General features: G+C 62.2%; 27 protein-coding genes and 1 pseudogene. 7 read left to right on the plus strand and 21 right to left on the minus strand.

From position 1 onward, the window contains the following. From LDZ21_RS29905 to LDZ21_RS29940, 9 genes and pseudogenes are all read right to left on the minus strand, one after another. Window positions 1-1,008 (minus strand): ABC transporter permease, encoded by a 1,008-nt coding sequence (locus LDZ21_RS29905; RefSeq protein ID WP_244797787.1) that lies wholly within the window; start codon window positions 1,006-1,008, stop codon window positions 1-3. Beyond that, the gene (locus tag LDZ21_RS31560; RefSeq protein WP_441301347.1) at window positions 1,005-1,883 is read right to left on the minus strand and encodes an ATP-binding cassette domain-containing protein; all 879 of its coding nucleotides are present in this window, start codon (window positions 1,881-1,883) and stop codon (window positions 1,005-1,007) included. The genes LDZ21_RS29905 and LDZ21_RS31560 overlap by 4 nt, the downstream gene beginning before the upstream one ends. Window positions 1,884-2,024: 141 nt before the next feature. Next, a pseudogene (locus tag LDZ21_RS31565) lies at window positions 2,025-2,537 on the minus strand (ATP-binding cassette domain-containing protein); the annotation flags it as partial. Between the two features lie 31 nt (window positions 2,538-2,568). Then, window positions 2,569-3,585 carry a substrate-binding domain-containing protein gene (locus LDZ21_RS29915; RefSeq protein WP_244797789.1) on the minus strand — a complete coding sequence of 339 codons (1,017 nt, stop codon included), beginning with the start codon at window positions 3,583-3,585 and terminating at the stop codon, window positions 2,569-2,571. 37 nt (window positions 3,586-3,622) lie between these two features. Next, window positions 3,623-4,402, minus strand: coding sequence for an SDR family NAD(P)-dependent oxidoreductase (locus tag LDZ21_RS29920; RefSeq protein WP_244797790.1), 780 nt, complete (start codon window positions 4,400-4,402; stop codon window positions 3,623-3,625). Window positions 4,403-4,413: 11 nt separating this feature from the next. Beyond that, window positions 4,414-5,583: a mandelate racemase/muconate lactonizing enzyme family protein gene (locus tag LDZ21_RS29925; RefSeq protein ID WP_244797791.1), complete on the minus strand. Its 1,170-nt coding sequence runs from the start codon at window positions 5,581-5,583 to the stop codon at window positions 4,414-4,416. Window positions 5,584-5,608: 25 nt separating this feature from the next. Continuing rightward, on the minus strand, window positions 5,609-6,283 hold the full coding sequence (locus LDZ21_RS29930) for a GntR family transcriptional regulator (RefSeq protein WP_244797792.1): 675 nt from the start codon (window positions 6,281-6,283) through the stop codon (window positions 5,609-5,611). Window positions 6,284-6,340: 57 nt separating this feature from the next. Continuing rightward, a complete protein-coding gene (locus LDZ21_RS29935) occupies window positions 6,341-7,219 on the minus strand; it encodes an SMP-30/gluconolactonase/LRE family protein (protein ID WP_244797793.1) in 879 nt (292 codons plus the stop codon). A 124-nt stretch (window positions 7,220-7,343) separates the two neighbouring features. Beyond that, window positions 7,344-8,252 (minus strand): LysR family transcriptional regulator, encoded by a 909-nt coding sequence (locus LDZ21_RS29940; RefSeq protein WP_244797794.1) that lies wholly within the window; start codon window positions 8,250-8,252, stop codon window positions 7,344-7,346. Window positions 8,253-8,339: 87 nt separating this feature from the next. On the opposite strand from LDZ21_RS29940, the gene LDZ21_RS29945 reads away from it, so the two are divergent. The 6 genes from LDZ21_RS29945 (at window position 8,340) to LDZ21_RS29970 (ending at window position 12,253) form a co-directional block, all read left to right on the plus strand. Then, complete coding sequence (locus LDZ21_RS29945) at window positions 8,340-8,855, plus strand: SRPBCC domain-containing protein (RefSeq protein ID WP_244797795.1); 516 nt, start codon at window positions 8,340-8,342, stop codon at window positions 8,853-8,855. Between the two features lie 11 nt (window positions 8,856-8,866). Beyond that, window positions 8,867-9,556, plus strand: a complete 690-nt coding sequence (locus tag LDZ21_RS29950) for a type 1 glutamine amidotransferase domain-containing protein (RefSeq protein ID WP_244797796.1) — start codon at window positions 8,867-8,869, stop codon at window positions 9,554-9,556. A gap of 46 nt (window positions 9,557-9,602) precedes the next feature. Further along, the gene (locus LDZ21_RS29955) at window positions 9,603-10,100 is read left to right on the plus strand and encodes a lactoylglutathione lyase family protein (RefSeq protein ID WP_244797797.1); all 498 of its coding nucleotides are present in this window, start codon (window positions 9,603-9,605) and stop codon (window positions 10,098-10,100) included. Then, window positions 10,100-10,456, plus strand: coding sequence for an alcohol dehydrogenase catalytic domain-containing protein (locus tag LDZ21_RS29960; RefSeq protein WP_404980720.1), 357 nt, complete (start codon window positions 10,100-10,102; stop codon window positions 10,454-10,456). The genes LDZ21_RS29955 and LDZ21_RS29960 overlap by 1 nt, the downstream gene beginning before the upstream one ends. Before the next feature lie 468 nt (window positions 10,457-10,924). After that, entirely contained in the window at window positions 10,925-11,125 is a 201-nt protein-coding gene (locus tag LDZ21_RS29965; protein ID WP_244797799.1) for a hypothetical protein, read from the plus strand. A gap of 9 nt (window positions 11,126-11,134) precedes the next feature. Continuing rightward, window positions 11,135-12,253, plus strand: a complete 1,119-nt coding sequence (locus LDZ21_RS29970; RefSeq protein ID WP_244797800.1) for an NADH:flavin oxidoreductase/NADH oxidase — start codon at window positions 11,135-11,137, stop codon at window positions 12,251-12,253. A gap of 626 nt (window positions 12,254-12,879) precedes the next feature. Here LDZ21_RS29970 and LDZ21_RS29975 read toward each other — a convergent pair. Together LDZ21_RS29975 and LDZ21_RS29980 are read right to left on the minus strand one after the other, a co-directional pair. Next, window positions 12,880-13,419, minus strand: coding sequence for a chromate transporter (locus tag LDZ21_RS29975; protein WP_244797801.1), 540 nt, complete (start codon window positions 13,417-13,419; stop codon window positions 12,880-12,882). Beyond that, the gene (locus LDZ21_RS29980) at window positions 13,416-14,030 is read right to left on the minus strand and encodes a chromate transporter (RefSeq protein WP_244797802.1); all 615 of its coding nucleotides are present in this window, start codon (window positions 14,028-14,030) and stop codon (window positions 13,416-13,418) included. Before LDZ21_RS29980 ends, LDZ21_RS29975 begins: the two co-directional genes overlap by 4 nt. Window positions 14,031-14,903: 873 nt before the next feature. On the opposite strand from LDZ21_RS29980, the gene LDZ21_RS29985 reads away from it, so the two are divergent. Beyond that, on the plus strand, window positions 14,904-15,164 hold the full coding sequence (locus LDZ21_RS29985) for a DUF4148 domain-containing protein (protein ID WP_244797803.1): 261 nt from the start codon (window positions 14,904-14,906) through the stop codon (window positions 15,162-15,164). Between the two features lie 16 nt (window positions 15,165-15,180). Here the strand turns inward: LDZ21_RS29985 and LDZ21_RS29990 are convergent, their stop codons facing one another. From LDZ21_RS29990 to LDZ21_RS30035, 10 genes are all read right to left on the minus strand, one after another. Further along, window positions 15,181-16,335 (minus strand): porin, encoded by a 1,155-nt coding sequence (locus LDZ21_RS29990; protein WP_244797804.1) that lies wholly within the window; start codon window positions 16,333-16,335, stop codon window positions 15,181-15,183. A gap of 119 nt (window positions 16,336-16,454) precedes the next feature. Then, window positions 16,455-17,666: an MFS transporter gene (locus tag LDZ21_RS29995; protein ID WP_244797805.1), complete on the minus strand. Its 1,212-nt coding sequence runs from the start codon at window positions 17,664-17,666 to the stop codon at window positions 16,455-16,457. Between the two features lie 85 nt (window positions 17,667-17,751). Then, the gene (locus LDZ21_RS30000; protein WP_244797806.1) at window positions 17,752-18,561 is read right to left on the minus strand and encodes an amidohydrolase family protein; all 810 of its coding nucleotides are present in this window, start codon (window positions 18,559-18,561) and stop codon (window positions 17,752-17,754) included. A gap of 19 nt (window positions 18,562-18,580) precedes the next feature. Next, window positions 18,581-19,300 carry a maleate cis-trans isomerase family protein gene (locus tag LDZ21_RS30005; protein ID WP_244797807.1) on the minus strand — a complete coding sequence of 240 codons (720 nt, stop codon included), beginning with the start codon at window positions 19,298-19,300 and terminating at the stop codon, window positions 18,581-18,583. Between the two features lie 106 nt (window positions 19,301-19,406). Beyond that, complete coding sequence (locus LDZ21_RS30010; protein ID WP_244797808.1) at window positions 19,407-20,819, minus strand: MFS transporter; 1,413 nt, start codon at window positions 20,817-20,819, stop codon at window positions 19,407-19,409. A gap of 87 nt (window positions 20,820-20,906) precedes the next feature. Beyond that, entirely contained in the window at window positions 20,907-22,193 is a 1,287-nt protein-coding gene (locus LDZ21_RS30015; RefSeq protein WP_244797809.1) for a LysR family transcriptional regulator, read from the minus strand. A gap of 23 nt (window positions 22,194-22,216) precedes the next feature. Then, window positions 22,217-23,074, minus strand: coding sequence for a fumarylacetoacetate hydrolase family protein (locus LDZ21_RS30020; RefSeq protein WP_244797810.1), 858 nt, complete (start codon window positions 23,072-23,074; stop codon window positions 22,217-22,219). Between the two features lie 15 nt (window positions 23,075-23,089). Continuing rightward, complete coding sequence (locus LDZ21_RS30025; RefSeq protein WP_244797811.1) at window positions 23,090-23,869, minus strand: SDR family oxidoreductase; 780 nt, start codon at window positions 23,867-23,869, stop codon at window positions 23,090-23,092. Between the two features lie 21 nt (window positions 23,870-23,890). After that, window positions 23,891-24,898, minus strand: coding sequence for an amidohydrolase family protein (locus LDZ21_RS30030; protein ID WP_244797812.1), 1,008 nt, complete (start codon window positions 24,896-24,898; stop codon window positions 23,891-23,893). Between the two features lie 35 nt (window positions 24,899-24,933). After that, entirely contained in the window at window positions 24,934-25,866 is a 933-nt protein-coding gene (locus LDZ21_RS30035) for a VOC family protein (RefSeq protein WP_244797813.1), read from the minus strand. Window positions 25,867-25,879: the final 13 nt, after the last annotated feature.

Below are 25,879 nucleotides of genomic sequence, written 5' to 3' on the forward strand. Positions count from 1 at the left end.
TCATCCCCTGTTGCCGAGCGTGCGGCGGTTCTGCCTTCCCTGCCGCAGCACGGAAAGCCCCACGGCGACCACGATGACCACCGCGCGAATGATGCTTTGATAGTAAGGATCGATGCCCGTGAGATTCATCACGTTCGCGATCAACTGATAGAGGAGCACGCCCGCCATGGCCTTGAGCAAGCGTCCTTCGCCGCCGAACAAACGCACCCCGCCGATCACGATGGCTGCGATCGAATCCAGTTCCCAACCGATGCCGCCATTCGGCACGCCGCTGCTCGACCGGATCACGAGCGCAATACCCGCGATGCCAGAGATCAGTCCCGCCATCGTGTACACGCCGATCTTCAGCCGGTCGGAGCGCACGCCAGCAAGACGCGCGGTCGTCTCGTTGCCGCCGACCGCGTAGCAATGCAGACCGGCGCGCGTCTGCGCGAGCCACACGGCGACCACGGCCGCGAGAACGAGCCATATAAGCGTCGGCGGTGTGAGCAGTCCGCCGATGTTGCCGAGCGCCTGAATGAGTGGGTTATTCGTGAGCTCGCTCTTCTCGCTGACGCTGAAGGCAAGGCCGCGCGCAACGCCCATCATCGCGAGCGTTGCGATAAGCGGCTGCACCCGCCCGCGCACGACCGACACGCCGCTCGCGAAGCCACACAACGCGGAAGCGAGCAGTGCGCCGCCGAGCGCGAGCACGACGTTGGTCTCCGCATAACGCGCGAGCAGAATTGACGAAAGCGCCATGACCGCGGCGACGGACAGATCGAAGCCGCCCGTGAGCACGACGAGAAACTGCGCGACCGACAGAATGCCCAGCACCGCCGATTGCGTTAGCAGATTTCCGAGGTTCGACACGCTCATGAATTGCGGACTCGCCGCGCACGCGAGAGCGAACAGCACCAGCAGAATCAGATACACGTCGTAGCGCGCGAGCAGGCGCTTCACGTCGCGCGGTGCGGGCGCATGATGCGACGACACCGCCGCGTGCGATGAAGAAGTGGCGTGGCTCATGCTGCGGCCTCCATGTGTGCGTTGGACCGTGGCACCGCGTGACGCATGACTCCCACTTGCGTCGCGTGCTCGCCTTCGAGCACCGCGGCGGCCCGACCTTCGGCCATGACGAGAATGCGGTCACTCAACGCGAGCAGTTCGAGCATGTCGGAGGACGCCATGATGACGGACATGCCTTCGGCGACGAGCTTGCGGATCAATTGATGGATCTCGAACTTCGCGTTGATGTCCACGCCACGGCTCGGCTCGTCGAGCAGCAGAATGCGCGTGTCGTTCGCGAGCCACTTCGCGAGCACCACTTTCTGCTGATTGCCGCCAGAGAGCGTGCGCACGGCCTGCTGCAACGAAGGCGTCTTGATGTGCATGTTCGCAACCAGTCCCTGCGCGATCTCGCGCAAGCGGCTTCTGCGCATCATCGACAGGCGCGAGACGCGATTGAGGATCGGATACGAGATGTTGTCCTCGACCGAGCGTCCGATCACGAGACCGCTCTCGCGACGCTCTTCCGGCACGAGTCCGAGGCCGGCGCGAATCGCATCGCGCGGCGCGCCAAACGACACCGTTTTTCCTTCGATGACGATCTCGCCGGCATCGGGCTTCGTGATGCCGAAGAGGCATTCGAGCAACTCGCTGCGGCCCGCGCCGACAAGGCCGCCGAGACCGAGAATCTCGCCTTTGCGTACCTCGAAACTCACGTTCTCGAACTGACCTTTGACAGTCAGGTTGCGTGCCGCCAGCACAACCTCGCCGCCACGTTTCGCTTCAGGCCGCGCGGGCATAGCGTCCTCCAGCGGACGGCCGACCATCGCCTGAATCAGATCGGCTTCGCGCACGTCTTTCACGTCATGCGTCGCCACGCGCGTGCCGTCGCGCATGATCGTCACGCGGTCGCCGATGGTGATGATCTCCTGCAACCGGTGCGACACATACACGATCCCGATCCCCTGCTTCCTAAATACATCAAGCAATTCGAACAGGTGACCGATTTCATTGTCCGTCAACGAAGCCGTAGGCTCGTCGAGCACGATGATGCGGCTCTCGCGCGATACCGCCTTCACGATCTGCACGAGCTGACGCTGCGCCGGTCCAAGGTTGCGCACCGGCTCGTCGATGGGAAAACGCAGGTTGAAGCGCTCCATCAACTCAACGACGCGCGAGCGCATGCCCGCGCGATCCAGCATGCCGCCGCGCCGGGCCTGCTCGTGGCCGAGAAACACGTTCTCGGTCACGGTCAGCGGCAGCACGAGATCGGTTTCCTGATAGATCACCGTGATGCCGAGTTCGTGGCTCAGTACCGGATCGAGCGAGGCGAACTCGCGGCCCGCCATCACGACGCGCCCGCCGTCCGGCGTTTCCGCGCCGGACATCACGCGCATCAGCGTGGATTTGCCGGCGCCGTTCTCGCCAATCAGGCAGTGGATTTCGCCCGCGCGCAGGTCGAAGTCCACGCCCTTGAGCGCGCGCACGCCAGGATAAGACTTGACGATGCCCGTCATCCGCAAAAGCGGGACCGCATTCTCGTAGTTCATCGCAATCGTGCTCCGTTTGAAGGCGTCCGCATCAGCAGCAGCCGACGCCCATCGCTTTCAGTTCTTTCAAACGCTGCTCGATGAGCGCGCGATGCTCAGGCGTGTGGGCGTCGAACTCTTTCTTGTCCGAGTACACGACGGGCGGCACCGGCTTGCCGGCTTGCGAGTCGTTAAACACCTTCACCGCGAGCGCGCCGAACGTCGGCGGCGTTTGCACCGTGTAGCTCGCCCAGCCGTCGAGGATCGCTTTCAGGCCGTCGGCGGTGCCGTCCTTGCCCCACAGATAACCTTTCAGATCGTCGCGGTTGGCAGCCTTGATCGCGGTGAGGCCGCCGATCATTTCATCGTCGCTGTCGAACACGATGCCGTCGATCGAGCCTTTCGGGAACGACTGCAGGAAGTCTTCCGTGCACTTGCGGCCGCCTTCGCGGCTATAGCGGCCATCGCACTTCGCGACGAACTTGATACCCGGATTCTTCGCGAACACGCTGTCCAGGCCCTTCTGTTCCTCGATGACCGGCGCCGCGCCCGTATTGCCTGTGACGTGCAGCAGCTTGCCTTCGGGCTTGCCGTTTTTCTTCGTCAGCTGCGCGACGACGTCCTTGCCCACACGCACGCCCGTATCTTCATAGCTGATGGTGAGAAGCGAGATCCAGCCATCTTTTCCCGGCTGGCCCGGCATAGCACGATCCGCGACGATGAGCGGCACGCCCGCCTTCTTCGCCATGCCGGGCACCGGCGCGGCGGGCTCGTACTCGACCGGCTCGACGATCAGCACCTTGGGTTTGCGCGCGAGCAAGTCCTGAACGTCGGAAAGCTGCTTGGCGGGATCCCAGTTCGCATTCGTCCACACGAAGTCGTAGCCCGTGTCCTTCCAGCTCTTCTCCATGTCCTTCGTGTTGACCACGCGCCACTCGTTCTCCATGCCGGACTGCGACATCGCGACAAGCCCTTTGCTCGCATCGGCCTGCATCGAGAAGATGAGGCTGGCCGCACCCAAAGCGATCGACAACGCCACCCGCACGCCTTTCATTCGTCGTACTAACATTTGTGTCTCCGTGGATTTCGTGTTTGTCGTGTTTGTTTCAGGTCATCAAGAATCCGCCGGTCACGTTCAGCGCCTGGCCCGTCATGGCGCTGGAATCCGTGCTGGCGAGGAACATCATCGTATTGGCGACTTCCTGCGGCGTGACGAAGCGGTTCATCGGCGCGGCGCTTTCCCATTCGCGGCGAACTTGCTCGATGCTCTTGCCTTCCTTCTTCGCGTGATGCGCCATCACGTCTTCGATGCGGTCTCCTTCTACTGGACCCGGACACACCGCATTCACGCGAATACCGTGCTCCGCGTTTTCCAGCGCGAGCGTCTGCGTGAGGCCGAGCAGCGCCCACTTCGAGCACACGTAGTCGGCGCGCAACGGCAATCCGCGCCGCGCGACGTTCGACGCGGTCGTCACGATCGCGCCGCGCTTCGCCGCGATCATCAGCGGCAACACTTCGCGCGTGACGAGCATCGTGCCCGTCAGATTGATGGCGAGCGTCTCGCTCCATTGCGCGAGCTGCATGTCCTTGACGAGGTTGTAGTGGCCATTGAAGCCCGCGTTGTTGACGAGCACGTCCACGCGTTGATCAAAGAATTGCGCGGCGGAGGTGACAGCTTCGGCGACCGCGTGTTCATCGCGCACATCGCAATGAAACACCTGGCAGCGGCGTCCTTCGTTTTCGACGAGCGCACGCGTCTCATGGGCGGGCTGTAGATCCAGCACGGCGATGTCCGCGCCTTCGCGGGCGAAAGAAGTCGCGATGACCTGCCCGAGACCGGCTGCCGCGCCCGTGACGATCACACGCTGGTTGACGAATCGACTCACGAAATCCTCCTTCATTGAACAGAGAAGCGCTGCAGCGCGGCTTCGTTGACGGTAACGCCGAGGCCCGGTGCATCCGGCACGGCGAGTTTTCCATCCACGAGCGCGAAACGCTGATCGAGCAGGTCGTCGCGCAAGGGATTGTGTTTGCGATCGAATTCGACGATCGGCTCGTTCTGGAGCGCGATAGGGTTGGCCGTGTGCGGAATCGGCGGAATAGTAGCGATCGCCTGCAATGCCGCCGCGACCGCGATGCCCGAACCCCACACATGCGGAATTACGCCGACGCCATGCGTGCTCGCGAACGTAAGAATCTGCTTGAACGCGGTGAAGCCGCCGCACACCGCGAGATCGGGCTGCGCGATGTCGACGCAACCGCTGCTGATCAGTTCCGCAAAGCCATATCGCGTGAACTCGCACTCGCCGCCCGCCACGGGAACCGGGTTCTCCGCGCGCACGCGCCGGTAGCCCGCCTTGTCTTCCGGCACCACCGGTTCCTCGAAGAAACGCACGTCGAGCGGCTCCATCATTCGGCCCATGCGAATGGCGGAGGTCGCGTTGTACGCGTGGTTGGCGTCGACCAGCATGGCGATATTGGGACCGACGGCCGCGCGGATCACACGCAGGCGTTCGATATCGTCCTTCAGGCTCAGCAGGCCGATTTTCACCTTAAGCATCTCGAAGCCCGCGTCGGCATAACTCGACGCTTCTTCTTCGAGACTGCGCAGTAACTCGGGCAGACGGCTGAAGTCCTGCGGGTAATAGCAACCGGTCGCGTACGCCGGAACCGCTTCGCGGAATCGTCCGCCGAGCATCTTCCACACCGGCAGTCCGGCGGATTGCCCCGCGATGTCCCACAGCGCGATATCGAGCGCAGAGATCGCTTCCACGTAGGTGCCCTTCTGTCCGAAATCGCGAGAGAAGTTGTACAGCTCTTCCCAGATGCGCACGGGCTCGGTCGGATCACGGCCAATCAGCTTCGGCGCGAGCACATGATCGATACACGCCGCGACCGGCTCCGGCGGCCCATATTGTCCACCTTCGCCCCAGCCGACGAGGCCAGTATCGGTTTCGATGCGCACCAGATAACTGTTGCGCTCGGGGAACGCAGCCTGCGACGAATAAAACAGCTTGTCGCCGAGCGGCACGCGCAGCACGTAGGAACGGATCGTACGGATCTTCATGTCGTGGATGGAGGGTTGTCAGCGTTCAGTTTTCGGAGTTGAGGTCCGCCAGATCGATGTTCGCGCTCAGGCGATCCCGCGAGTTTTCCAAGTGGGTGCGCATGGCTTTCGCCGCGCCCTGTGCGTCGCGCAAAAACACCGCTTCGATGATCGCGATGTGCTCGGGCAACGCAATTTCATATGCGCCCGTCAGCTTGTCGACAATAGTGCGCTGCGCCCAGCGGATCAGCTCCATATGCGACGACAGCGCCTTTTGCAGCCGCGCGTTGCCGCAATACACATGCGCGAGTTCATGCACCTGCCGGTCGGCGAGCGCGATCGGTTCGGCGTCGCCGTTGCGCAGCGCGTCGGCTGCGGTGAGATACGCGGTGCGGACGCGTTCGGCCTCGGCGGAAGGAACGGCGGGCGTCGCCCGTTCCACGGCCATGCATTCGAGCGCGATCCGCAGGTCGAAAATTTCGTTCACGGTCTGCTGGTCGAGCGGCGAAACATACACGCCCTTACGGGCCTCGACCGTCACGAAGCCCTGAATTTCCAGCGAGCGCAGCGCGTCACGGAATGGCGTCGAACTGACTTTCCATGCCGCCTGGAAATCGCTGATGTTAATGCGCTGTCCCGGCCGCACCCGTCCGCCAATGATCTCTTCCTTCAGCGCGGTTTCCACTTGTTCGCTGAGTGATGCCCTATCGAAAACCTTCATCTCGTCTGAACCTCTAATGTGTCTTAATCACGCGTGCGGTCTCAACACGGCGCGCGCTCAGCCCTGAAAACGTGAGCTCGGCAAACCTCGCACGCCCGGCCGCCACGCAAACAGGCTGCCGGCGTGCGACTCGCGCGCGCGGGCGGCGTCGTCGAGCGTGAACCACGCGCTCGTGATGAACATGATGTCGAGTTGCGCCCCGCCGAAGATCATGCACGTCGGATTCGATACGGGCAGCGCGACCTCGCGTTCGACCGATCCGTCGGGCGCGTAGCGCACGAGCTTGCCGCCGCCCCACTGCGCGTTCCACAAAAAGCCTTCTTCGTCGACGATGGAACCATCGGGCGCGCCAGGCGTCGCGAGTTTCGCGAATGCGCGGCGGTTGGCGATCTCGCCATCGGCGTAATCGAATGCGTCGATTCGGCGCGTCGGCATATCGGAGAAATACATTGTCCGGCCGTCCGGACTCCAGCACAGCGAGTTCGCGCAGGAAATGGCGGGCAGCAGTTCGCGCACGCGGCAGTCTGCATCCAGCGAATGAAGCGCGGCGGTGGCGAGTTGCGGCGTTTCTTCGTTCATACCGCCGCACACGAAACGTCCGTCCGGCGAGACGCGGCCGTCGTTCAGGCGCGTATGCGGCGCGGGCATGGGCAGCGTGGCCAGCAGCGCCGGTTGCATGCTGGCATCGTCCAGCGTGGCGAAGCCGCTTTCGAGCGCAAGCACCAGGCCGCCACCCGCCCGCAAACCGATTGCGCCGATGCGCTCGGGCATGGTCCGCACGGTTGGCTCGTGTTCCGACAGCTTCCAAGACCAGATTTCGCGCGCATGGATGTTGGTCCAGTGCAGTGTCTGCGAGATGTCGTCCCAAACCGGGCTTTCGCCGAGGCAGTTGCGGCAGTCAAGCACGACTTCGGGCGAAGCTAGAGCAAGCACCATTGCCAAATCATCCTGTTCTGCAGGTTGATGTATCATGCCTGATGCATCAGACTCACACATCAGAACTAACCCGTACGCGATGCTCGGCTGCTTGACGTGCCATTTAATAGCGATTGCCTGCCTATCAGTCGAGCTTCGCGCACACGTCGAACATCAATTCGCGCATCCAGCGATGCGCCGGCGATCGATGCGTGCGCTCGTGCCACGCCACCGTCTTCGTGAATCCGTCGACGGCGACAGGCGCTTCCACGATGGCGAGTCCGTCATCGGCCTGCACGAGCCGACGCGGTACGACCGCGATCAGATCGCTGCGGTGAAGAATGCGCGGCAGTACGAGAAAACTCGTCACCGAGAGCGTCACGCGCCGCGTGCGGCCGAGGCGGCTCAACGCATCGTCGGTCACGCCGCTGAACGCGCCGCCGTTATACGACACCAGTGCGTGATCGAGCGCGCAGAAGCGGTCGAGCGACAAGCGCTTAGCGCGGGCAGCCGGATGATCGGCGCGCATGACGCACACGTAACGCTCGTCGAAGAGCGTGCGGGCGTGCAGACCGGCGGGCGTCGTATCGGGCGTGACAAGCGCGAGATCCAGTTCGGCGCGCTCGAACTGCGCCTGCAAGGCGGAGTTGCGCACTGGCACGACGGCCACGCGCACACCGGGCGCGTCCTCGCGCAAGCGTTCTAGGAACGGCACGATCACGACCTGCAAGGCGTAATCGGTCGCCGCGATGTTCAGCGTCATCTCGGCGCGCGCGGGTTCGAACGCGGGAGGCTGAAGCATCGCGTCGATATCGCTCAGCACCTGCTTGAGCGGCGCCGCGAGCTCGAGCGCCCGGGCGGTCGGCAGGATGCCGCGTTGCGTGCGCACGAACAAGGGATCGTCGAAGCTTTCGCGCAGGCGCACCAGCATGCCGCTCACGGCAGGCTGCGTAAGAGAAAGCCGCTGGGCCGCCTTGGTGACGTTACGCTCGTCGAGCAAGGCGTCCAGAGTGCGCAGCAGGTTGAGGTCAAGGTTTCTAATATCAGTCAGCATGATGACTGAGATCATGACATGCAATTGGATTTATTTCAGTCACACGAGCATGATCTGCACGGTTAGTCACAACCCCAAGATTCGAGCATGAATCACATTCACTGGCCGCAGGGCTACGTACCCGGCTTCGCCGACAATTTCGCGTCCAATGAGATCATCGTCGCGGGCCTGAGCGTCGCGGACGTCTGGCCGATGCTGGACGACACGGCGCAATGGCCGACCTACTACAGCAACGCCTCGGAGATCCGCTTCTACGATGAAAACGGTCCGCGTCTCGCTGCCGGCGCGCGTTTTCGCTTCACGACTTTTGGCTTTGCGGTGGAAGCCGAAGTGACCGAGTATGTGCCGCCCTCCGGCGGACAGGCCGCCCGCGTGGCGTGGCACGGCTGGGTCGAAGGCGATGCGCAGTCGCGTCTGGACGTGCATCACGCATGGTTGCTGGAAGACCTGTCCGACGGGCGCGTTCGCATCTTGACGCAGGAGACGCAGAATGGAGTGCCGGCCAAAGCGCTCGCCACGGCGCGTCCCAACCCGATGATCAACGGCCATCAAGAATGGCTCGACGGCATGGTCGCGGCGGCACGCGCCGCGCGCTCGCAGTAAACGGGATAAACATGAGCAAACAGAAAATCCTGATAATCGTCACGTCGCACGCCACGATGGGCGAGGACGGACGGGCCACGGGTGTCTGGTTCGAAGAATTATCGACGCCGTATTACGTGTTTGTCGACTCAGGCAAGGAAGTGGAAATCGCATCGATCAAAGGCGGCGCGGTGCCATTCGATCCGCATTCGATCGGTCCGGAGGGAAGCCGTCCTGCTAGCGTCGAACGCTTTATGAACGACTCGCGGGCCATGAAACACGTGCAATCGGCGGTAGCGCTTGACCACGTGAACGTTGACGACTACGCAGCGATCTTTCTGCCTGGCGGCCACGGCACGATGTGGGACCTGCCGACAAGCGAAACGCTCGCGCGTCTGCTCTCCGACGCCTGGCGTCGCGGCAAAGTGCTTGCGGCGGTCTGCCACGGCCCGGCCGGCCTGCTCAACGTGAAAGATGCCGACGGCGCGCCCTTGCTCGCAACCCGCAACGTGACAGGCTTCAGCAATAGCGAAGAAGCGGCGGCCGGACTCACTAAGGTCGTCCCGTTCCTGCTCGAAGACCGCATTCGATCACTCGGCGCCAGATACGTCGCTGCCTCCGACTTTCAGCCGCACGCCATTCGCGATGGCCGGCTAGTCACCGGCCAGAACCCGGCGTCCTCGGACGAAGCCGCGCGGCTAGCGCTGCAAGCCATCGCGTGAAGTATCGAACGCAAAATCATCTACGATTCGAACCTAACTTACCTCTATGACACCCTACCCTCGCGCCTTCTCCCACATTGGCCTGTCCGTCACGGATCTCGATGCCGCCGTCGAGTTCTATACCGAAGTCATGGGCTGGTATCTCATCATGCCGCCGACGACTATCACAGAAGACGACAGTGCCATCGGCGTCATGTGCACCGATGTCTTCGGCGCGGGCTGGCAGTCATTCCGTATCGCGCATCTTTCGACGGGTGATCGTATCGGCGTAGAGATTTTTCAGTTCAGGAACGCGCAGAAGCCCGAGAACAACTTCGAGTACTGGAAAACCGGCGTCTTCCACTTCTGTGTGCAGGACCCGGACGTCGAGGGCCTGGCGGCGAAGATCGTCGCGGCGGGCGGCAAGCAGCGCATGCCGGTACGCGAATACTTCCCGGGTGAGAAGCCGTATCGCATGGTGTACATGGAAGATCCATTCGGCAACATTCTCGAAATTTATAGCCACAGCTACGAGCTGACCTATTCCGCCGGCGCGTACCAGTGATGCACCTGCAAGGCGATGACGCCCCGTCGCGTGCCTATTGCGCATGGGGATGGACTGGAAGCGCCGATCCGCAAGCACTCGAGTTGAGTGAAATCAACACCGCCCCGCTCGACCCAGGCTTCGTGCTCGTGCGCAACGCGGCGATCGGCTTGGATCCGGTCGACTGGAAAGTGCTCGGCGGCGACCTTGTGAACTGGCAGGCGGGGAAAGGGCCCGGCGTGCACGGCGCAGGAGTTGTCGTTGCAGTCGCCGACGATGATGCGCGCGGATGGCTGGGCCAGCGCGTTGCGTATCACACCAGTCTCACACGCCGGGGAGCTTCGCGCACTACACGCCAGTTGCGGCGCGTGCGCTGATGCTCGTGCCGCCGGACATCGACTTCGCCACGGCCGCGAGCTTGCCCTGCCCGGCGCTGACCGCCTGGCTCGCGCTCGAGAAGTTGCCGACGCGCGCGGGCGCGCGAGTGCTGATCAGCGGCGCAGGTGGCGCAGTCGGGTTGTACGCGCTTCAAGTCGCCCTTATGCGTGGCTTTAGGGTAAGCGTGATGTGTCATCCGCGCCACTGGGAGCGGCTGACCGCGCTCGGCGCGATTGAGTGCTTCGAAGGCCCGCTTGGTGCCGACCCGCAATGGCCCGTGCGGCATGCAGGCGCGTTCTACGCGGTCATCGACTGCGTGAACGCTGACCACGCGATGCGCCTTGCGCCGGTGCTTAGCGCGAGTGGTCATCTGGTCTGCATCCAAAGCCGCGTCGATACTTGGCCTTGTACGCCCTTCGGACGAACGCTGTCGATTCACGAGGTCGCGCTGGGCGCATTGCATGATCATGGCAGCGACCTCGACTGGGCGCCTCGTCGATGCCGGCGAGCAGATCCTAAGCCTCGTAGCGAGTGGCCGATTCGTCGCGGAAGAGCGGTACAGCGAGACGTTCGAGCATCTGCCGCGTCAGCTCGACGCCCTCAAACATCGCGCGTTCACCGGCAAATCTATCGTGACGCTCGAGCGAACGCAGCACATTCATTTCTAAGAGGATCACATGACAGCGCTTTTCAGCCCTTTCGCGCTCAAGGACGTCACGCTGCGTAACCGCATCGCCGTGCCGCCGATGTGCCAGTACAGTGCTGTCGACGGCGTCACGAACGACTGGCATGACGTCCATTACGCAAGTCTCGCACGCGGCGGCGCTGGACTTGTCATCGTCGAAGCAACGGCGGTGTCGCCCGAAGGCCGCATCACGCCGGCCTGCACAGGCTTGTGGAACGACACGCAAGCGCAGGGCATGGCGCGGATCGCAGCATCGATCAAGAGTGCAGGCGCGACGCCAGGCATTCAGATCGGTCACGCGGGTTGGAAAGGCAGCGCCAATCGTCCGTGGGACGGCGACGATCACATTCCGAACAGCGATGCGCGCGGCTGGCAAACCATCTCGCTCTCGCCCATCGCGTTTGGCGGCAAACTCGACAAGGTGCCCACGGAGATGACGCTCGACGACATCGCCCGCGTAAAGGCGGATTTCGTCGCGGCTGCCGTACGTGCACGCGAGGCGGGCTTCGAGTGGCTCGAACTGCATTTTGCGCACGGCTATCTCGCGCAGAGCTTCTTCTCCGTTCACGCGAACCAACGCCAGGATCGCTACGGCGGCAATGCGGAGGGCCGCGGACGCTTCCTTTCTGAAACGCTCAATGCCGTACGGGACGTGTGGCCCGAACGCCTGCCGCTGACGGCGCGCTTCGGCGTGATCGAATTCGACGGGCGCGACGAAGATACGCTCGCGGAGTCTATCGAGCTTGTGAGACAGATGAAACGCGACGGTCTCGATCTGCTCAATGTCAGCATGGGCTTCTCGACAATGCAGGTAGAGGTGCCATGGTCATCGGGCTTTATGGCGCCGATCGCCGCGCGCGTGCGTCGCGAAGCGGCTATCGCCGTCGCCACAGCATGGGGCATGGACGATCCTGCCGAAGCGAATCAGGCGATCGAGACGGATCAACTCGATCTCGCCATGATGGGCCGCGCGCATCTCGCCGATCCGCATTACCCGTTCGGCGCGGCGCGGACGTTGGGCCTGCGCAAATCGTCGTCGGTGTTGCCCGAGCAATATGCTTACTGGCTCGCGCGCTATCCCGGTCCGCAGAACGGCGACCCCGTCGACTAAACCAGGCCTGTTCGAGACCGACGTCATGCGCCGTTTGGCGCCGCCACAGCACATGCGGCGCGTACTGCGGCGAAGGAACTATGCGGGCGACGATCCCGCCCGCTTTTAAATTCCCCGCCCTTGTCGTTTGGTGTTTATCAACCGATGCGACTTTTTCAGGCTGGTGCGGGAAGCAGTTGTCGCTTGCCCGCCTACGCGGTGCGTGCCGCACAATCGCAGTTGCGCTGACCGTTACCGTGCGCTCTCGGTGGCTGTCCAATCAGGTCGCGCCGACCAGCGACGACGTGCTCTTTTTGAGACTGCCGCGTCCATCGCGCACGATCGGTCCTAGCGGCGGACGACGCGGCGTCTGTCGGGCCCTGCCGAGCGCTTTTCCAACATCGCACTTGATCCTGCGGTGATCGAAACGAACCCGTGGCATTCGGCTACCGGAACTACCGAATTGAGCCTGTTCGATAAGCATGTGCTGACCTTCGAAAGGTCCGTAGATAGGATACCCCCGCCGACCGATGGACGGGGGTTTCTGAGTAACTGACAATGGGATGTCACCGTGCGCCTGTCGTCGCTATCCGTCGAGAGGCGCTTTCGGCGTTTTGACGTCCTTCCTCCAAGGCAATGGAACGGGCTCAGGCAACGCCTATGGCAAGATGCAGGAGCAGAAATATTGCCGCCCCGCCCGCCACAAGGACGAGCGCGTGAAGGCGCGTTGTGATGACTAGAATGGTGGAAACAATGGCGATAGCGCGCGCGAGCCATCCGCCGTCGAGTGCATCAAACAACACGTAGATGGCGGCGGCGATCATGCCTGCAGCGACCGGCCGAAGCCCATTCTCAAGTGCCGTCAGCCAACGCGCCCCACGATGCCGGTCCCACAAACGCACGACTCCGTACATTAAAACAGCAGTTGGGCAAAAGAGTCCCACCGTTGAGATCACAGCGCCGCAGAAACCTGCTACTTGCCAGCCTATCAATGTAGCAAGGAGGGAGCCGGGACCGGGGGCCATGCGGGCTATCGCGAAGTCACTGAGAAACTGGGCGTTGGTCATCCAGTGATGCACATCGACAACCTGACGCTGCATGTCGGCAATCACAGTCTGCCCTCCGCCGATGGTTGCGAGCGACAACGGTGCGAAAACACTGAACAGCGCGAAAAGGCGGCTCGTCATTCTTGGTGCTCCCGCTGCTCGGCTTCCAAGAGAGTTCCATCTCCGAGCCGTCGATACTCCACCGTGATGCTAACGACGGCAGCCACAAGCACCACATAGACTGTCGGAAAGTGCAGAACGCCTATCGACGCGAACGTCGCCAACATCACGATGAAGGACATTAAGCGCCGCGGCACGCGACGAACTGCGGTCAGCGCCATCGCGAGGGACAGACCGACGGCGCCAGCCGCCGCGCCCGCTAGAGCGAAGCGAGTCGCGGGGAAACGCGCAAGCGCGGCAAACACTAACCCGAACAGAACAATAAGAATTGCGGGGGGGATGATGATGCCACTGAAGCCCGCAATCGCGCCGCGCTTTCCGCAAAGCCGGTAGCCGATCCAGATGGCCATGTTCTTCACGTTGATGCCGGGCAATGCCTGGGACAACGACAGTCCGTTAAGGAACTCCTCCTCGCTCAGCCACTGTCGTTCATTTACGAATTCCCGTAGCAGCCAGCCACTGAGGCCACCGCCGAAACTAGTCAGCCCGATGCGAGTGAAGATCGCAAGCAGATGTAGAGGAGTCGGCGCCAACGGTGACTGCCGGCTTGATGAATGTGGGCGAATTGGCATACGAGTAAGCGGCTTAGCGTTGTGACCTAGGACTGAAAGAAAGACGTGTAATGCGTCTACAAGGAGCTCAGGCCGCCGGTTCGGTGAGAATTCAGCGTGCCTATGGGTTGTTGCCCGGAGGACTAATGAAGTGCGCACCGCGCGACGCCGGGCACCCAGCAAAAAATCGCTGATCGGTCGCAACAATGCCTCGCGAAAGTTGTCGGTTCGTGTTCCATACCGGGGAGTCGAGCGTTGATGACGTATGGCCGTTCTTCTTGCTGCTATGACAACGGGCGGCTACCGTCCGACATTGACGTCTGGGATAGGCTGCAAGCGTCGCGACAACGATCACAGGACAGATACTTCACCACTTAGTGCCCGGTCCCGACTCGATGACGACGGCCTCCTCGCCGATGAGAAACAAATTCGCGTGTCGCAGGCTGATTGGACCATTCTCGCTGAAGGAACCGTTAGATTCGCATCGAACGCAAACGCGTCGGCGTACCAGCGGTTTGCTTTCCACACGCAGCCGCTTACCAGACGGGAAGACGAGTAGCGGATTGATGCCGCTCTCAAGCGCTTACAGGTCGGTCGACAGGCCGCAGGGATCAATCAAGTCAAGGCTGCGGCCTACTATTAGCGCCGTTAGCTCGGAACATGGCAGCGCGCCTTTGATCGATGGCCACGCATGACGCTCAGCGATCTCTCCGGCCAATGCGCAGCGGTCGCGCTTAGCGTTCGTTCGGGCATTCCTCGTCACGCCTATGACCATCAATTGACGCGCGAAAGCCATTGATTCGTGCTGAACCGGCTTCCGATTATAGGTGAAAACCCTAAAATGGAGACCCTAACAACTGCACACGGACCGTACAAGCCATGCGAAGAATTTCATTGTTGCCGCTGCTCTTGTCCCTTCTCGCCGCACCTATTACAGCCACAGCCGCGAACGGTAACCTCCTCTCGGAACTCGGACAACTTGAAAGCGTCGGCTATGGGCCAGCCGCCGACGATCCCAGCTATCCCGCGAACCTGCGCACCGCAGAACATCGCGTACAGCTCGCGCAGATGAACCGTCGCGATGCAACGGCGGTCGGCGGCGTTGAAACGTCCAGCGAGGACGCTGGACGCCGCACGAACGCCGACCTTCGCTAACCTGTACGATTGACGCTCAGAATTTATGCATCATGCCGGCTTCTACAAGTGTCTGGTTCTTACCGGATGAAGGGCTCGTCGTGTAAATCTGAGCGAACGCGTTTGGCCCGCTTGCGCGCTGATAGATGCCGATGAGAAATAGGTCAGTACGTTTCGACAGGAAGTAATGCGATGCGACGTCGATCTGGTTGTAGTGCGTCGAGCGCCCGATTGAATAGTCACCGTGCGTGTAGACGTACGCCGCGCCTACTTCCCAGTCGGGTCGCAAGTACTTATAAATCGCACCCTCGGCATTTTGCAGGCGTAGCCCGGTAGAGTCTGAGTAATTGAACAGCACGTTGGTGTAATTACCAAGTACGTTGAACCAGCCGAAGTCGTAGGTCCCTCCAACACCGATAATGCGCTGCTGATCCGTGCCTGCGCCACCTGGACTCGTGACGAATGGCGAGCTGAAGCCCCAGCCGGTGCTGTCCACCGCGCCGCTCGTCAGATTTGACGGATTCGCGTTGCTGCGCCGGTTGAATTGCGTGAACGCCGCGGCAACCTTGAGCGGTCCGTGCGCATAGGTGACGCTGCCGCTGTAGCCGTCGTTGTTCGAGAATTGCGTCGAGTTGGCAAAAGCGAAGCTGCCTGCCGCGCTCAAACCCGCGACATTCGGCGACGCATAACGCACTGCGTTGTTGAAGCGGTTCGTGAAGAACATGTTGTCGTTGTCGCCGATGTGCGCGCCGTAGCCCGCGAACACGTTTGCCGACGTCGCGAACCACATTGTGTTCGTCATCTCCTCGTACTGGCGCCCGAGCGTGACGGTGCCGAAGGTTCTATTGTTCAAGCCGACGTACGCCTGCCGCCCAAACATCCCGCCGAGCATGGCGCCGTTGGTGATGTTGAAGCCGTTCTCGAGCGTCAAGATCGCCTGCGTGCCGCCGCCGAGATCCTCGACGCCGCGCAAGCCCCAGCGCGGCGGCATCATGCCGCCGTTGGAGAGCGCGTAAAGATGATTGCCCTTTGCGTTGCTGACGAATTCGAGCGTCGTCGACAGCACGCCGTACAGCGTGACGCTGCTCTGCGCATACGCGGTTCCCGCGATCGAAAGCCCGATGGCGATACCCGCGATACCAGCCATGGCGCGCGCGGGGCGTGCCTTGAAACGTTGCGTGATCTCCTTCATCTTCAGTCTCCTTGTGTCACTCGCTTCTTGTCGCGTTATTTTCGGACGCGCGCCGGCCGCCCGGCGATGTCGCCGGAGATGACTAGCATCGTCAGGTTTTGGATGGTGTGTGCGGCGGTTCAGCGATGCGCGAGCGCTTGAACGTCGCCCGAAGGAGCTTCGTCGGCGTGTTTCGATCTCGCGCCCATCAGTATCGGCGCGAGTTGCAGAACGGTGGCAATCACGACGAGCGTGACGCGCACCGACCAGCCGCCTTCGTAGAAGGTCGCGAAGATCGCGGGCGGCCCGAGCAGAACGCCGAGATAAGTCGCCTGCGAAACCAGTCCGCTCGTCGCGCCGAGCGTCGCAGGCGTCGGCGCCGCGCCGGGCACGAGCGTCCAGATGGCGCCGTTCACCGTGCCGATGCCGAGCGAGAACGCGCATACTGCAATCGCCGCGCCGACGAGCGATGTCGCCGGCAGATACATGACGATGCCGCCCGCGAGCATCACGATGCCGCCGCCGAGCGCGAGCATCCAGGTCTTCGTGCCCGCTTTTAGCAGATGCCCGACCGAAAGACAGCCGATCGCGACGAACACTTCGGCGAGCGTGCCGATGCCCGCAGCGGTTGATATGGAAATCTGGAAGCGTTTGGCGAGATACACGGTCAGCGCAGCCATGACGCCGGTCTGGATGAACGCGGAAGCGCCCGACGCCAGCGCGACGCGATACGGCGCACGGCTTCTCAGCACGAGCCAGATGTCGGAAAGACGCCGGACCTGCGCGTCCGCGTGCTTGCGCGGCAAAAGAAAGGCCAGCGCGACGAGCACGGCCATCAGGATCGCGTGTCCGCCGAACGCCCACCGCCACATCTCTCCGCGTTGGGCGAGCGGCGCGACGATGGACAGCGTCATCCCGATGCCCACCGCCGTATGCGACGTCCACAGCCCGAGCGCGATGCTGCGGCGCGCGCCGCTCGTCGTGCGCATGATGAGCGTCACCGCGCCGACCGTCAGCGACAGATAGCCGACGCCTTCGAGCAGGCGGCTCGCGAAGAGCGCGGTCAGGTCATGCGCGAAGACCACGCCGAGATTGCCGACGAACGCGAACATGGCGCCGCCGAGAATCACGCGCTTGTCGCCGATGCGGTCGACCAGCCATCCCGCGAACAACGCGCCGAGCGCCGTAATCAGCGACGGAATCGAAATCACCCAGCCCGAGGCCGCATGCGAAAGGTGAAAGTAAGCCGCAATATCGCCGATGACCGGCACGGACTGCGTAACGAGCGAGGTCGCCACGGTGCCGTAGATATACAGCAAGATGATGCAAGGCCAGCTTCCTGCGGTGAACATCGTCGTCTCCTGTGAGATGGCCGATATGCTTCGGCTCGATCCGTCCTGCTTTCTATCAAACACTAAAAGTCGTGGCTAGCGGCTATTAAACGGCTTGCCAATGCAACAAACGCGTGATGTTGCCGCCCATGATCCGTTCGCGATCCTCGCGCGAAAGCCAAGGCAGATTCTCGCTGAAGTGCGTGACGCATTGGCGATAAGAATGATGCAGCCGCGAAAGATCGCTGCCCCAGATCACGCGCTCGGGGCCGAAGGCATCGACGATACGCCGCAGCGTCTCGCCAAGCGAATGGAACGGATAGGGATCCAACGCATAGTCGCCGACGCCTACCGCCTTCACAAACACGTTTGGATGACGCGCGAGCGCAAGCAGCTCCGGCAAGTGCTCGAATGCGGCCGGCCCGGTTGCGCCGCGCGGCACGCCGAGATGATCGACGATCACCTTCAGGCGCGGATGCCGCTCCGCGATCTGACCGGCGTTCGCGAGCGCACCCGGAATCAGTAACGCGACGACGAGCTCGGCTTCTTCCGCAACCAGCCATACATCGTCGAAACGTCCTTCGAACAGCGGCGCAATGCGGTCCTTCGTGTTGAAGAGAAATCGTATGCCGAGCATGCCCGGCTGGTCGCGCCAATGCCTCACTCGCTCCGCCGCGTTCTCCGGCGCCGTATCCAGAAGGCCCATCACTGCAAAGCGGTCGGGTTCTTGTTGCGCCAGCGAGAGCGAATAAGCGTTGCCGCTCGGGTCCCATAACGGCGGTACAAGTACCACGCGATCCACGCCGCCCTGTTGCATTTCGGCCTTCAGCGCCTCCGCGTCGATAGGCGTGCGCCGATGATGTCCCGTCGATTCGCCTTGTGACCAGGCGTGAACTTGTGCGTCTACTATCTGCATATACGTATCGATGGACGTGTCAGTTGCCGTTGAAGAGTCTGCCGGCGCCCACAATGTTGCCGCGCCAGCCTGCTGCCTGAAGCGCGCCCCACAACATCGCCTGATTGCTCGTGACGACGGGCATGTTCAATGCGTCCTCCAGTTCCTGTACGGCTTCGAAGGCGCGCACATTGGCGCAAGAGAGCAGCAGCGCACGCGTGTTCTCGTCGACGCGCTGCTTCACGGTCTCGGCGATTTGGTTCGGCTCCATTAGCGCGGCGACTTTCGCATCGGTGAAACCGAGCGATACCGTGCGCTGCACGTCGAGGCCAGAATCGACGAGCGACTGACGCTCGACGCGCGAGAACTCGTCGCCGAACGGACAGACGTGCAGGATCGCTTCGGCGTGTACGAACTTAAGTGCGTCCTTGATGGCGACCATCGTGTTGGTCGAAGGCACGCCGAGCTTTTCGGTCATGCGCGCGGCGAGTGCCACGTCGCAGCCGCTGCCGTGCGCGACGCTCGCGCCCGTGCAATTGAACGCGATCGCATCGGGCGACAGATCCTTCAGCAACTGCGCATCATCGATAGCTTCGAGATACGCGCGCGTGAGACTGTCCATCGTCACGCGGCCGTCCTCCTTACGCAACCGCGTGCGATGCACGTGATACGACACGCCGGGCGGACAGAACGCACGAAAGTCATCCTCCGCGATGGTGTTCAACGACGGCACGATCATGCCGAGTCGCAGGCGCTTCATGGTGTCTCCTTTATCGTTGAATTCAGTCTATGGCGACCGTGCTTGCAGGCCCAATCGGAAACACGCCGTCGCCATATGTTTTTGCTGTGTCGCCGGCGCGTGCGCGCTATCCCCGCTGCCTGGATCCTTCGAGCACGGGCGCCGGTTCGCTCGCGGGTTCATCGAGCGCTTCGAGCGACTTGCCGCGCGCTTCGATGCCGATCGTGAGATACGTCACGCCGCACACGCACAGGCAAAACGCGAGGAACTGAAACGCGGGCACGATGACGGAGACCGTCGCCGACGGCATCACGACATTGCTCGATCCCGCCGTCAATGCGAGGCCCATCGGTCCGAGAATCTTGCCGACCGAACCGGCAAGACCGGCGAAACCCGAGCCGGTGCCGCGCAGACGCGAAGGCCAGATTTCCGTCGAATAAGCGGCGCACACCGAGAGACTGCCGTCCGCGAAAACGAACGCAAGCAGAAGCGGCAGCCAGAAGTATGTAGGCGAAAAAAGGTCACCATGCCCGACGTATCCCGCGACGAGCAGGGCCACCGCCGCCGCAAGCGCGAATCCGCCGCCGGTCTTTCTGCGTCCCACCTTGTCCGCGAGCGCCGCGGCCGCGAGTCGGGACATGATGCCGAGCACGCTGAAGCCGATCATCACCTTCGATGCCAACACCGGAGAAAACGACTGAATCTGCGACATGAGCGTCGGCGCCCACAGGACGATGCCGTAGTAGCCAGAAATGAGGCCCACATTGACGAGCGTGGTCGTCAACACGCTGCGCGGGCATTGCAGGATGTCGAACCAACTATGCGAAGGCACGGGATGCGGCGCTTCCTTGTCGAGTTCGAACGCGGTGTTGCCCAACGCCCAGCACACTGCGCCGCGAGCTTCATCGTGGCGGCCTTGCAGCGCAAGCCAACGCGGCGATTCGGGAATGCGATAGGCGCCGATCAGGGCAATGAGAGCGGGCGCAGCGCCGAGCACGAACGTCCAGCGCCATCCGATCGTCGGAATCACCCACGCCCCACTGAATGCGCCGAGCAAGAGACCGCCCGTGGTAATGGCCGAGACGATGCCCGTCAGCATGCCGCGGCGCTTCGGCGGCGTGAACTCCTGTACCAGCGCGATCTGAATGAAGTAGCCCGCCGAACAGAAGCCGATCACCGTGCGTAGCGCGGCCATGTACATCCAGCCCTTGTCGGGCGTCAACGCAAGTCCGATGCTCGCTGCCGCGAGCAGCAGCAAAGACACGACGAATACGGGCTTGCGTCCGAAGCGGTCCGCGATTTTTCCCCACACCACGCCGCCGATGATCGCGCCGACGCCCGATGCCAGAAGGACCGCACCCATGATGCCGTAGGTGAGTCCCCATGGTTTGATGAGGAAGGCCATCGTGAAGCCGATGAGGAACGCGTCCCAGAACTCGAGCATGCTGCCGAGGCCGACGAGGCCGAGCAGCATGCGCTGATTGTTGGAGAGCGTGGTCTGATTCTGAAACGGGCTGCGCCCGGTTTGCGCCTGAAGCATGATTGTCTCCGTCGAGCTTCGTTATATATTACGGATACCAAACTATCCCGCATACCGCGCCACCGCATGCGAGAGATAAAGCGCCGCTCAGTTCTCTAGCGGATCGCCGGCAATGGCCGCCGCGTTCTTCTTCAAATCGGCGAGAAACGCAGCCTGGATGTCGTTGGGCGTCCAGTCGCGCCGCGTCGTGATGCCGAACATCGGCCCCATCCACGGCACGTCCAGCGCGAGCGGCGCCAGAAATCCGAAGCGCCGTTCACTCAGAATTTCCGTCCAGCTCAGGATAGTCAGCATGTCGGAATCGGCGAGCGTGATGCGGATGGTCGAGAGCGAATAAGTTTCGATGCTCGCCGGCGGCGTCGTCCCTTCCGCGAAGAGATTCTCGTACGCCTCGCGGCGCGGGGACCCCTTAGGCGGCAAAACCCATTGATATTGCCGTAGCGATTCGACGGACGGCGCGTTCTGGCGCGTGAGCGGATGATGCCGGCTCGACACGACGAAATATCGCTCGCGGTACAACGGTTCTTCGACGAAATCGAAGGACTGCTCGGGCTTTTTCAATAGCCCAATCATGAAGTCGATCTCGCCGCGAGAAAGCTTGCTGAGCAACGCCTGATACGTGCCGGATAACACGGTGACGCGCGTATCGGGAAACTGCGCGCCGAGCGCGCGAATCGCGTTGACGATCAAAATGGTCGGATCCAGCAGCAACACGCCGACCGTGACTGAACGTTCCTTCGGAAATTCGTACGCGCCGACCGCTTCCACCAGCGCCGCGATGTGGTTGCACACGAGCTTGAGCCGCTGTGCGAATGCCTGACCACTTTCGGTCGTCGTCACGCCAGAAGCGGTGTGTCGATACAACTGCGCGCCGAGGTTCTGTTCTAGCGTGCGCGCGGCGCGCTGCAGCGAAGCCTCCGTAATACCCAACATGCGCGCCGCCGCGCGAAACGAGCCCCGCTCCTCGATAGCGATGAGACAGCGCATCTGCGTGCGAGTGATGCTGCTCGCCAGCGCGAGTGCCGACACCTTCCGTGTGCTACCGAGCAGCAGCACCGCTTCCTCCGCTGCGAGCAGGATGCGCTTGTCGCGCACGAGCGCGGCGACCCCGACCGGTGTGAGCCACGTGCCGGTGGTCGAGCGCTCGAACAGGGTCACGTTGAGCGACGATTCGAACGCTGCAATGGACGACGTCGTGGCCGGCTGCGAACGCAGCAGTTCCTGCGATGCCTGGGTGACGCTCTGATGCCGCGCAACGGTCTCGAACACGCGAAGCTGCCAGAGGCTCGGCAGTTCCGAGCCGTCTCGTACGGCCTGCAGGTCTTTCACGTCGTTCGCTTCGTCCTCGACGATCGTCCGCTCGATCTTTCCCATCGCGACCCTGTACAGTGTGAACGCTATTCGCCGCCTACGCGATTGCGCAATGTACCGACGCCTTCGATCGTGATTTCGCAGACGTCGCCCTGCTTCATGAACACCGGCGGCTTGCGCGAGAATCCTACCCCGCTCGGCGTGCCCGTTGCGAGGATATCGCCCGCATAGAGCGGCGCGATGCTCGACACGTATTCGATGAAGCGCGGAATCTTGTGCACCATCGCACTGACGGACTCGTCTTGCATGACCTCGCCGTTAAGCGTCGTTCTGATGGTGAGCGCATCAACGTTGGCGACTTCGTCCTTTGTGACGATCCACGGTCCGATGGCGCCGCTCTTATAGAAGTTCTTGCCCGGAGTTATCTGCCTCGTGTGGAACTGCCAGTCCCGCACGCTGCCCTCGTTCATCACAGTGTAGCCTGCGATGTAGTCGAACGCGTCTTCCTGGCTGATCTGAAACCCCTCCTTGCCGATGACGACGACCAGTTCGCCTTCGAAGTCGAATTGCTCGCTGACTTGCGGATGACGCAACGGCTCATCGTGCGCCACAAGCGAATCGACGGCGCGCGAGAAGAGCGCGGGCGACTTCGGCAACTCCTGTACGCGCCCGGCGGCCTGCACCTCGTTGTGATGTTCGGGATAGTTGAGCGCGAGGCACCAGATATGCGTCGGGTCGGTGATCGGCGCTAGCAATTTCACATTGGCCAATGCGTAGTCGGTTGCGTTGATTCCGATCTCCGATGCGGGCGGCAACCCCGCTGCGATATAGGTCTTGAGCGTCGGATAGCGATCCCCGATGCGCTTGCCGAGATCGATCACGCCATCGTCCGCGACGATGCCGTAGCTCGCGCGTCCATCAATACTAAAGCTCGCGTATTTCACGAAATATTCTCCTTGTTATACGAGACCCGCGTAGGAGCCGCCATCGAGTTGCAGATTCTGCCCGGAGATGAAGCCCGCTTGCGCGCTGCAAAGAAACGCGCACGCGTCGCCAAATTCACTGGGATCGCCAAGACGCTTGGCAGCGATGGTCGCAGCGATCCGCTTCTTCGCTTCGTCGACCGTGATGCTCTCTTTCTTCGACATGCGATCCGCCATATAACGCTGACGATCCGTATCGAAGCGCTCGGGCAGCATGTTGTTGATGGTCACGTTATCGACGACCGAATCGCGCTGCACCGACTTGCTCAACGCCGTAAGACCCGCGCGTACCGCGGCCGACAGGCCCATCGTCGCGCTTGGCGACTTCACCATCGCCGAGGTGATGTTGACGATGCGCCCGAAGCGCCGCTCACGCATGCCCGGCACGTAGTGCTTGATGAGGAAGATCGGCGCGAGCATGTTGCCTTCCACGCCCGCAAGCCAGTCATCCCGGGACCAGTCGGCGATCTTGCCCGGCTCCGGTCCCGCGTTGTTGTTGATGAGGATGTCCGGCGCGGGACACGCATCCTGCAGGGCGGCGCGCCCCGCTTCCGTCGCGAGATCCGCGACGATCACATGCGGCCGCCTGCCCGTCGCGGCTTCGATTTGCGCGGCGGCCGTGTCGAGGGCATCGGCGTGCCGGCCGTTGATCCACACTTCGCTGCCCTCGCGCGAAAGCGCCGTTGCGCATGCAAGTCCCAATCCGCGCGACGATGCGCATACGAGCGCTTTCCTACCCGCAATACCCAGGTCCATTTGCGTTTATCCCTTATGAAGTCAGGCGAGTTTCGTCTTGAGCCGCGGATAGACGGCAAGCGCGTTGTCGTAAAACACATGCTGGCGGTCACAGTCGCACATATTCGGCGTCGATGCGACGTAGCGGCGCGTGTCGTCGTAGTGATGTCCCGTGGTCGGATCGATGCCCTTGACCGCGCCGATCATCTCCGAACCGAACAGGATGTTCTTGTGCGGCACGACTTCCGTCAGTAGGTTGACGCCCGCCTGGTGATAGACGCAGGTATCGAAGAAGAGATTGTTCATGAGACCGTCATCGAGCGTCTTAAAGCCCATGTCCTGCGCGAGACCGCGATAACGCCCCCAGTGATACGGCACCGCACCGCCGCCATGAGGAATCACGAAACGCAGCGTCGGGAAGTCTTCGAACAACTGCGGCGCGAGCAGAAACTGCATGAACGCCGTAGTGTCGCCGTTCAAGTAGTGCGCGCCCACGTGATGAAAGCACGGGTTGCACGAACTGCTGACGTGAATCATCGCGGGCACGTCGAGTTCGACCATCTTCTCGTAGAGCGGATAGTAGATGCGGTCGGTGAGCGGCTTGTCGGTCCAGTATCCGCCCGAAGGATCAGGGTTCAAGTTGCAGCCGACGAATCCCAGCGCGGTCACGCAGCGTTCAAGCTCACGCACCGATGCGCCGAGGTCCGCGCCCGGAGATTGCGGCAGTTGGCACACGCCGGTAAAGTTTTGCGGATAAAGCTCGCATACGCGATGGATCACGTCGTTAGCCACCGTCGACCACGCAATGCTGTGTTCGAGCGTGCCGAGGTGATGGCCCATCTGACCCGCGATGGGCGAGAACAGGGTCATGTCGAGGCCGCGCTCTCGTTGCGCCTTGAGCTGCCCGCCTTCGAGCGCTTCGCGCAGTTCGTCGTCGGAGATGGCGAGCGAAGCAGCGTACTGGCCGCCTGGGGCTTCGAGCTGTTGGCGCCGCCATTCGTGCAGCGCCTTCGGCACCGTCGTGAAGTGTCCGTGGCAATCGATGATCATTGCTTCATTCGTGTCGTTGTGGTTGAAAGGACCCGTCAGGCGTTCCACGCGACGATGGGTGTCGCCTGCTTCACGAAGCGTTCCGGCGGACGCTCGCCGGTGTCGTAGCTCATGCCTTCGCCGATTTGAATGCGGTTGAACTTGCTGGACGCATTCATCTTTTCGTGCGAAACCCAGTGCTCGTGCATCTGCTCAAACGGGCTCATCCAGTAGTTGAAGATCTGGCTGCCGAGCGCATGACGTCCGATGCCGCGAACATGATCGTGCTCGCCGCGCGTCATGTGGTCATAGCCGAAGAAGATGTCGTCGACACCCTCGACCTGATACGACACGTGATGCATGCCAGCACGCTGACCACGCATTAGGAAGATCACGTGGTGATCGACGAGCGCGTCGCCGTGATCCACGCGATCGAACTGGCCGATCACGTTGTCGGGCGAGCCGACATAGAGCTCGTCGGTCGGCAAAAGCCCGAACGTTCGCTGATACCACGCGATGGCCTCGGGCAGATTCGGCGTCGCATACGCGGTATGAGCGATGCGAACCACGCGCGCAGCACCGAGCGCGCGGCTGTCTCCGTCCGGCCCGCGAACGACGACTCGTGGAGGCAGCGGGCTCACGCGCTGCTGCCCCGCGACGAGTTCGAGCCAGAATCCGTTCGGATCGCGCACGCGCACGCGCTTGCCGCCGCCGGGCGCATCGAGCGTTTCAATGCCGTGCGCATCGGGTAGCCGGGCCACGTCATCGAGCAGGGAATCGTCGCGCAATTCATACCCGAAGCTGAGCACGCCCGGAGCGCCGAGTTCGGTGACATGCAGGAACGGCGTTTCGCCGACGCCGCGCATATAGAGGCGCTTCGCGTCGCGGTGCGCGAGGACCATCCCGAAGTCTTCCAGGAAAGCCTGCATGCGGCCGAGATCCGGCGCACTGAGTCTGACAAACGACATGCCATTGATGGGTGAGGCCAAGTCCGTCTCCTTC

Source organism: Caballeronia grimmiae, assembly GCF_022879615.1.
GTDB classification, from domain to species: domain Bacteria; phylum Pseudomonadota; class Gammaproteobacteria; order Burkholderiales; family Burkholderiaceae; genus Caballeronia; species Caballeronia grimmiae.

What these genes read in the sequence shown, in the direction of transcription:
- LDZ21_RS29905 (WP_244797787.1), bottom strand. Translation starts at nt 1,008, where the DNA reads ATGAGCCACGCCACTTCTTCATCGCACGCGGCGGTGTCGTCGCATCAT.
- LDZ21_RS31560 (WP_441301347.1), bottom strand. Translation starts at nt 1,883, where the DNA reads ATGCGCGACGGCACGCGCGTGGCGACGCATGACGTGAAAGACGTGCGC.
- LDZ21_RS29915 (WP_244797789.1), bottom strand. Translation starts at nt 3,585, where the DNA reads ATGTTAGTACGACGAATGAAAGGCGTGCGGGTGGCGTTGTCGATCGCT.
- LDZ21_RS29925 (WP_244797791.1), bottom strand. Translation starts at nt 5,583, where the DNA reads ATGAAGATCCGTACGATCCGTTCCTACGTGCTGCGCGTGCCGCTCGGC.
- LDZ21_RS29930 (WP_244797792.1), bottom strand. Translation starts at nt 6,283, where the DNA reads ATGAAGGTTTTCGATAGGGCATCACTCAGCGAACAAGTGGAAACCGCG.
- LDZ21_RS29935 (WP_244797793.1), bottom strand. Translation starts at nt 7,219, where the DNA reads ATGGTGCTTGCTCTAGCTTCGCCCGAAGTCGTGCTTGACTGCCGCAAC.
- LDZ21_RS29940 (WP_244797794.1), bottom strand. Translation starts at nt 8,252, where the DNA reads ATGCTGACTGATATTAGAAACCTTGACCTCAACCTGCTGCGCACTCTG.
- LDZ21_RS29945 (WP_244797795.1), top strand. Translation starts at nt 8,340, where the DNA reads ATGAATCACATTCACTGGCCGCAGGGCTACGTACCCGGCTTCGCCGAC.
- LDZ21_RS29950 (WP_244797796.1), top strand. Translation starts at nt 8,867, where the DNA reads ATGAGCAAACAGAAAATCCTGATAATCGTCACGTCGCACGCCACGATG.
- LDZ21_RS29955 (WP_244797797.1), top strand. Translation starts at nt 9,603, where the DNA reads ATGACACCCTACCCTCGCGCCTTCTCCCACATTGGCCTGTCCGTCACG.
- LDZ21_RS29960 (WP_404980720.1), top strand. Translation starts at nt 10,100, where the DNA reads ATGCACCTGCAAGGCGATGACGCCCCGTCGCGTGCCTATTGCGCATGG.
- LDZ21_RS29965 (WP_244797799.1), top strand. Translation starts at nt 10,925, where the DNA reads ATGGCAGCGACCTCGACTGGGCGCCTCGTCGATGCCGGCGAGCAGATC.
- LDZ21_RS29970 (WP_244797800.1), top strand. Translation starts at nt 11,135, where the DNA reads ATGACAGCGCTTTTCAGCCCTTTCGCGCTCAAGGACGTCACGCTGCGT.
- LDZ21_RS29975 (WP_244797801.1), bottom strand. Translation starts at nt 13,419, where the DNA reads ATGACGAGCCGCCTTTTCGCGCTGTTCAGTGTTTTCGCACCGTTGTCG.
- LDZ21_RS29980 (WP_244797802.1), bottom strand. Translation starts at nt 14,030, where the DNA reads ATGCCAATTCGCCCACATTCATCAAGCCGGCAGTCACCGTTGGCGCCG.
- LDZ21_RS29990 (WP_244797804.1), bottom strand. Translation starts at nt 16,335, where the DNA reads ATGAAGGAGATCACGCAACGTTTCAAGGCACGCCCCGCGCGCGCCATG.
- LDZ21_RS29995 (WP_244797805.1), bottom strand. Translation starts at nt 17,666, where the DNA reads ATGTTCACCGCAGGAAGCTGGCCTTGCATCATCTTGCTGTATATCTAC.
- LDZ21_RS30000 (WP_244797806.1), bottom strand. Translation starts at nt 18,561, where the DNA reads ATGCAGATAGTAGACGCACAAGTTCACGCCTGGTCACAAGGCGAATCG.
- LDZ21_RS30005 (WP_244797807.1), bottom strand. Translation starts at nt 19,300, where the DNA reads ATGAAGCGCCTGCGACTCGGCATGATCGTGCCGTCGTTGAACACCATC.
- LDZ21_RS30010 (WP_244797808.1), bottom strand. Translation starts at nt 20,819, where the DNA reads ATGCTTCAGGCGCAAACCGGGCGCAGCCCGTTTCAGAATCAGACCACG.
- LDZ21_RS30015 (WP_244797809.1), bottom strand. Translation starts at nt 22,193, where the DNA reads ATGGGAAAGATCGAGCGGACGATCGTCGAGGACGAAGCGAACGACGTG.
- LDZ21_RS30025 (WP_244797811.1), bottom strand. Translation starts at nt 23,869, where the DNA reads ATGGACCTGGGTATTGCGGGTAGGAAAGCGCTCGTATGCGCATCGTCG.
- LDZ21_RS30030 (WP_244797812.1), bottom strand. Translation starts at nt 24,898, where the DNA reads ATGATCATCGATTGCCACGGACACTTCACGACGGTGCCGAAGGCGCTG.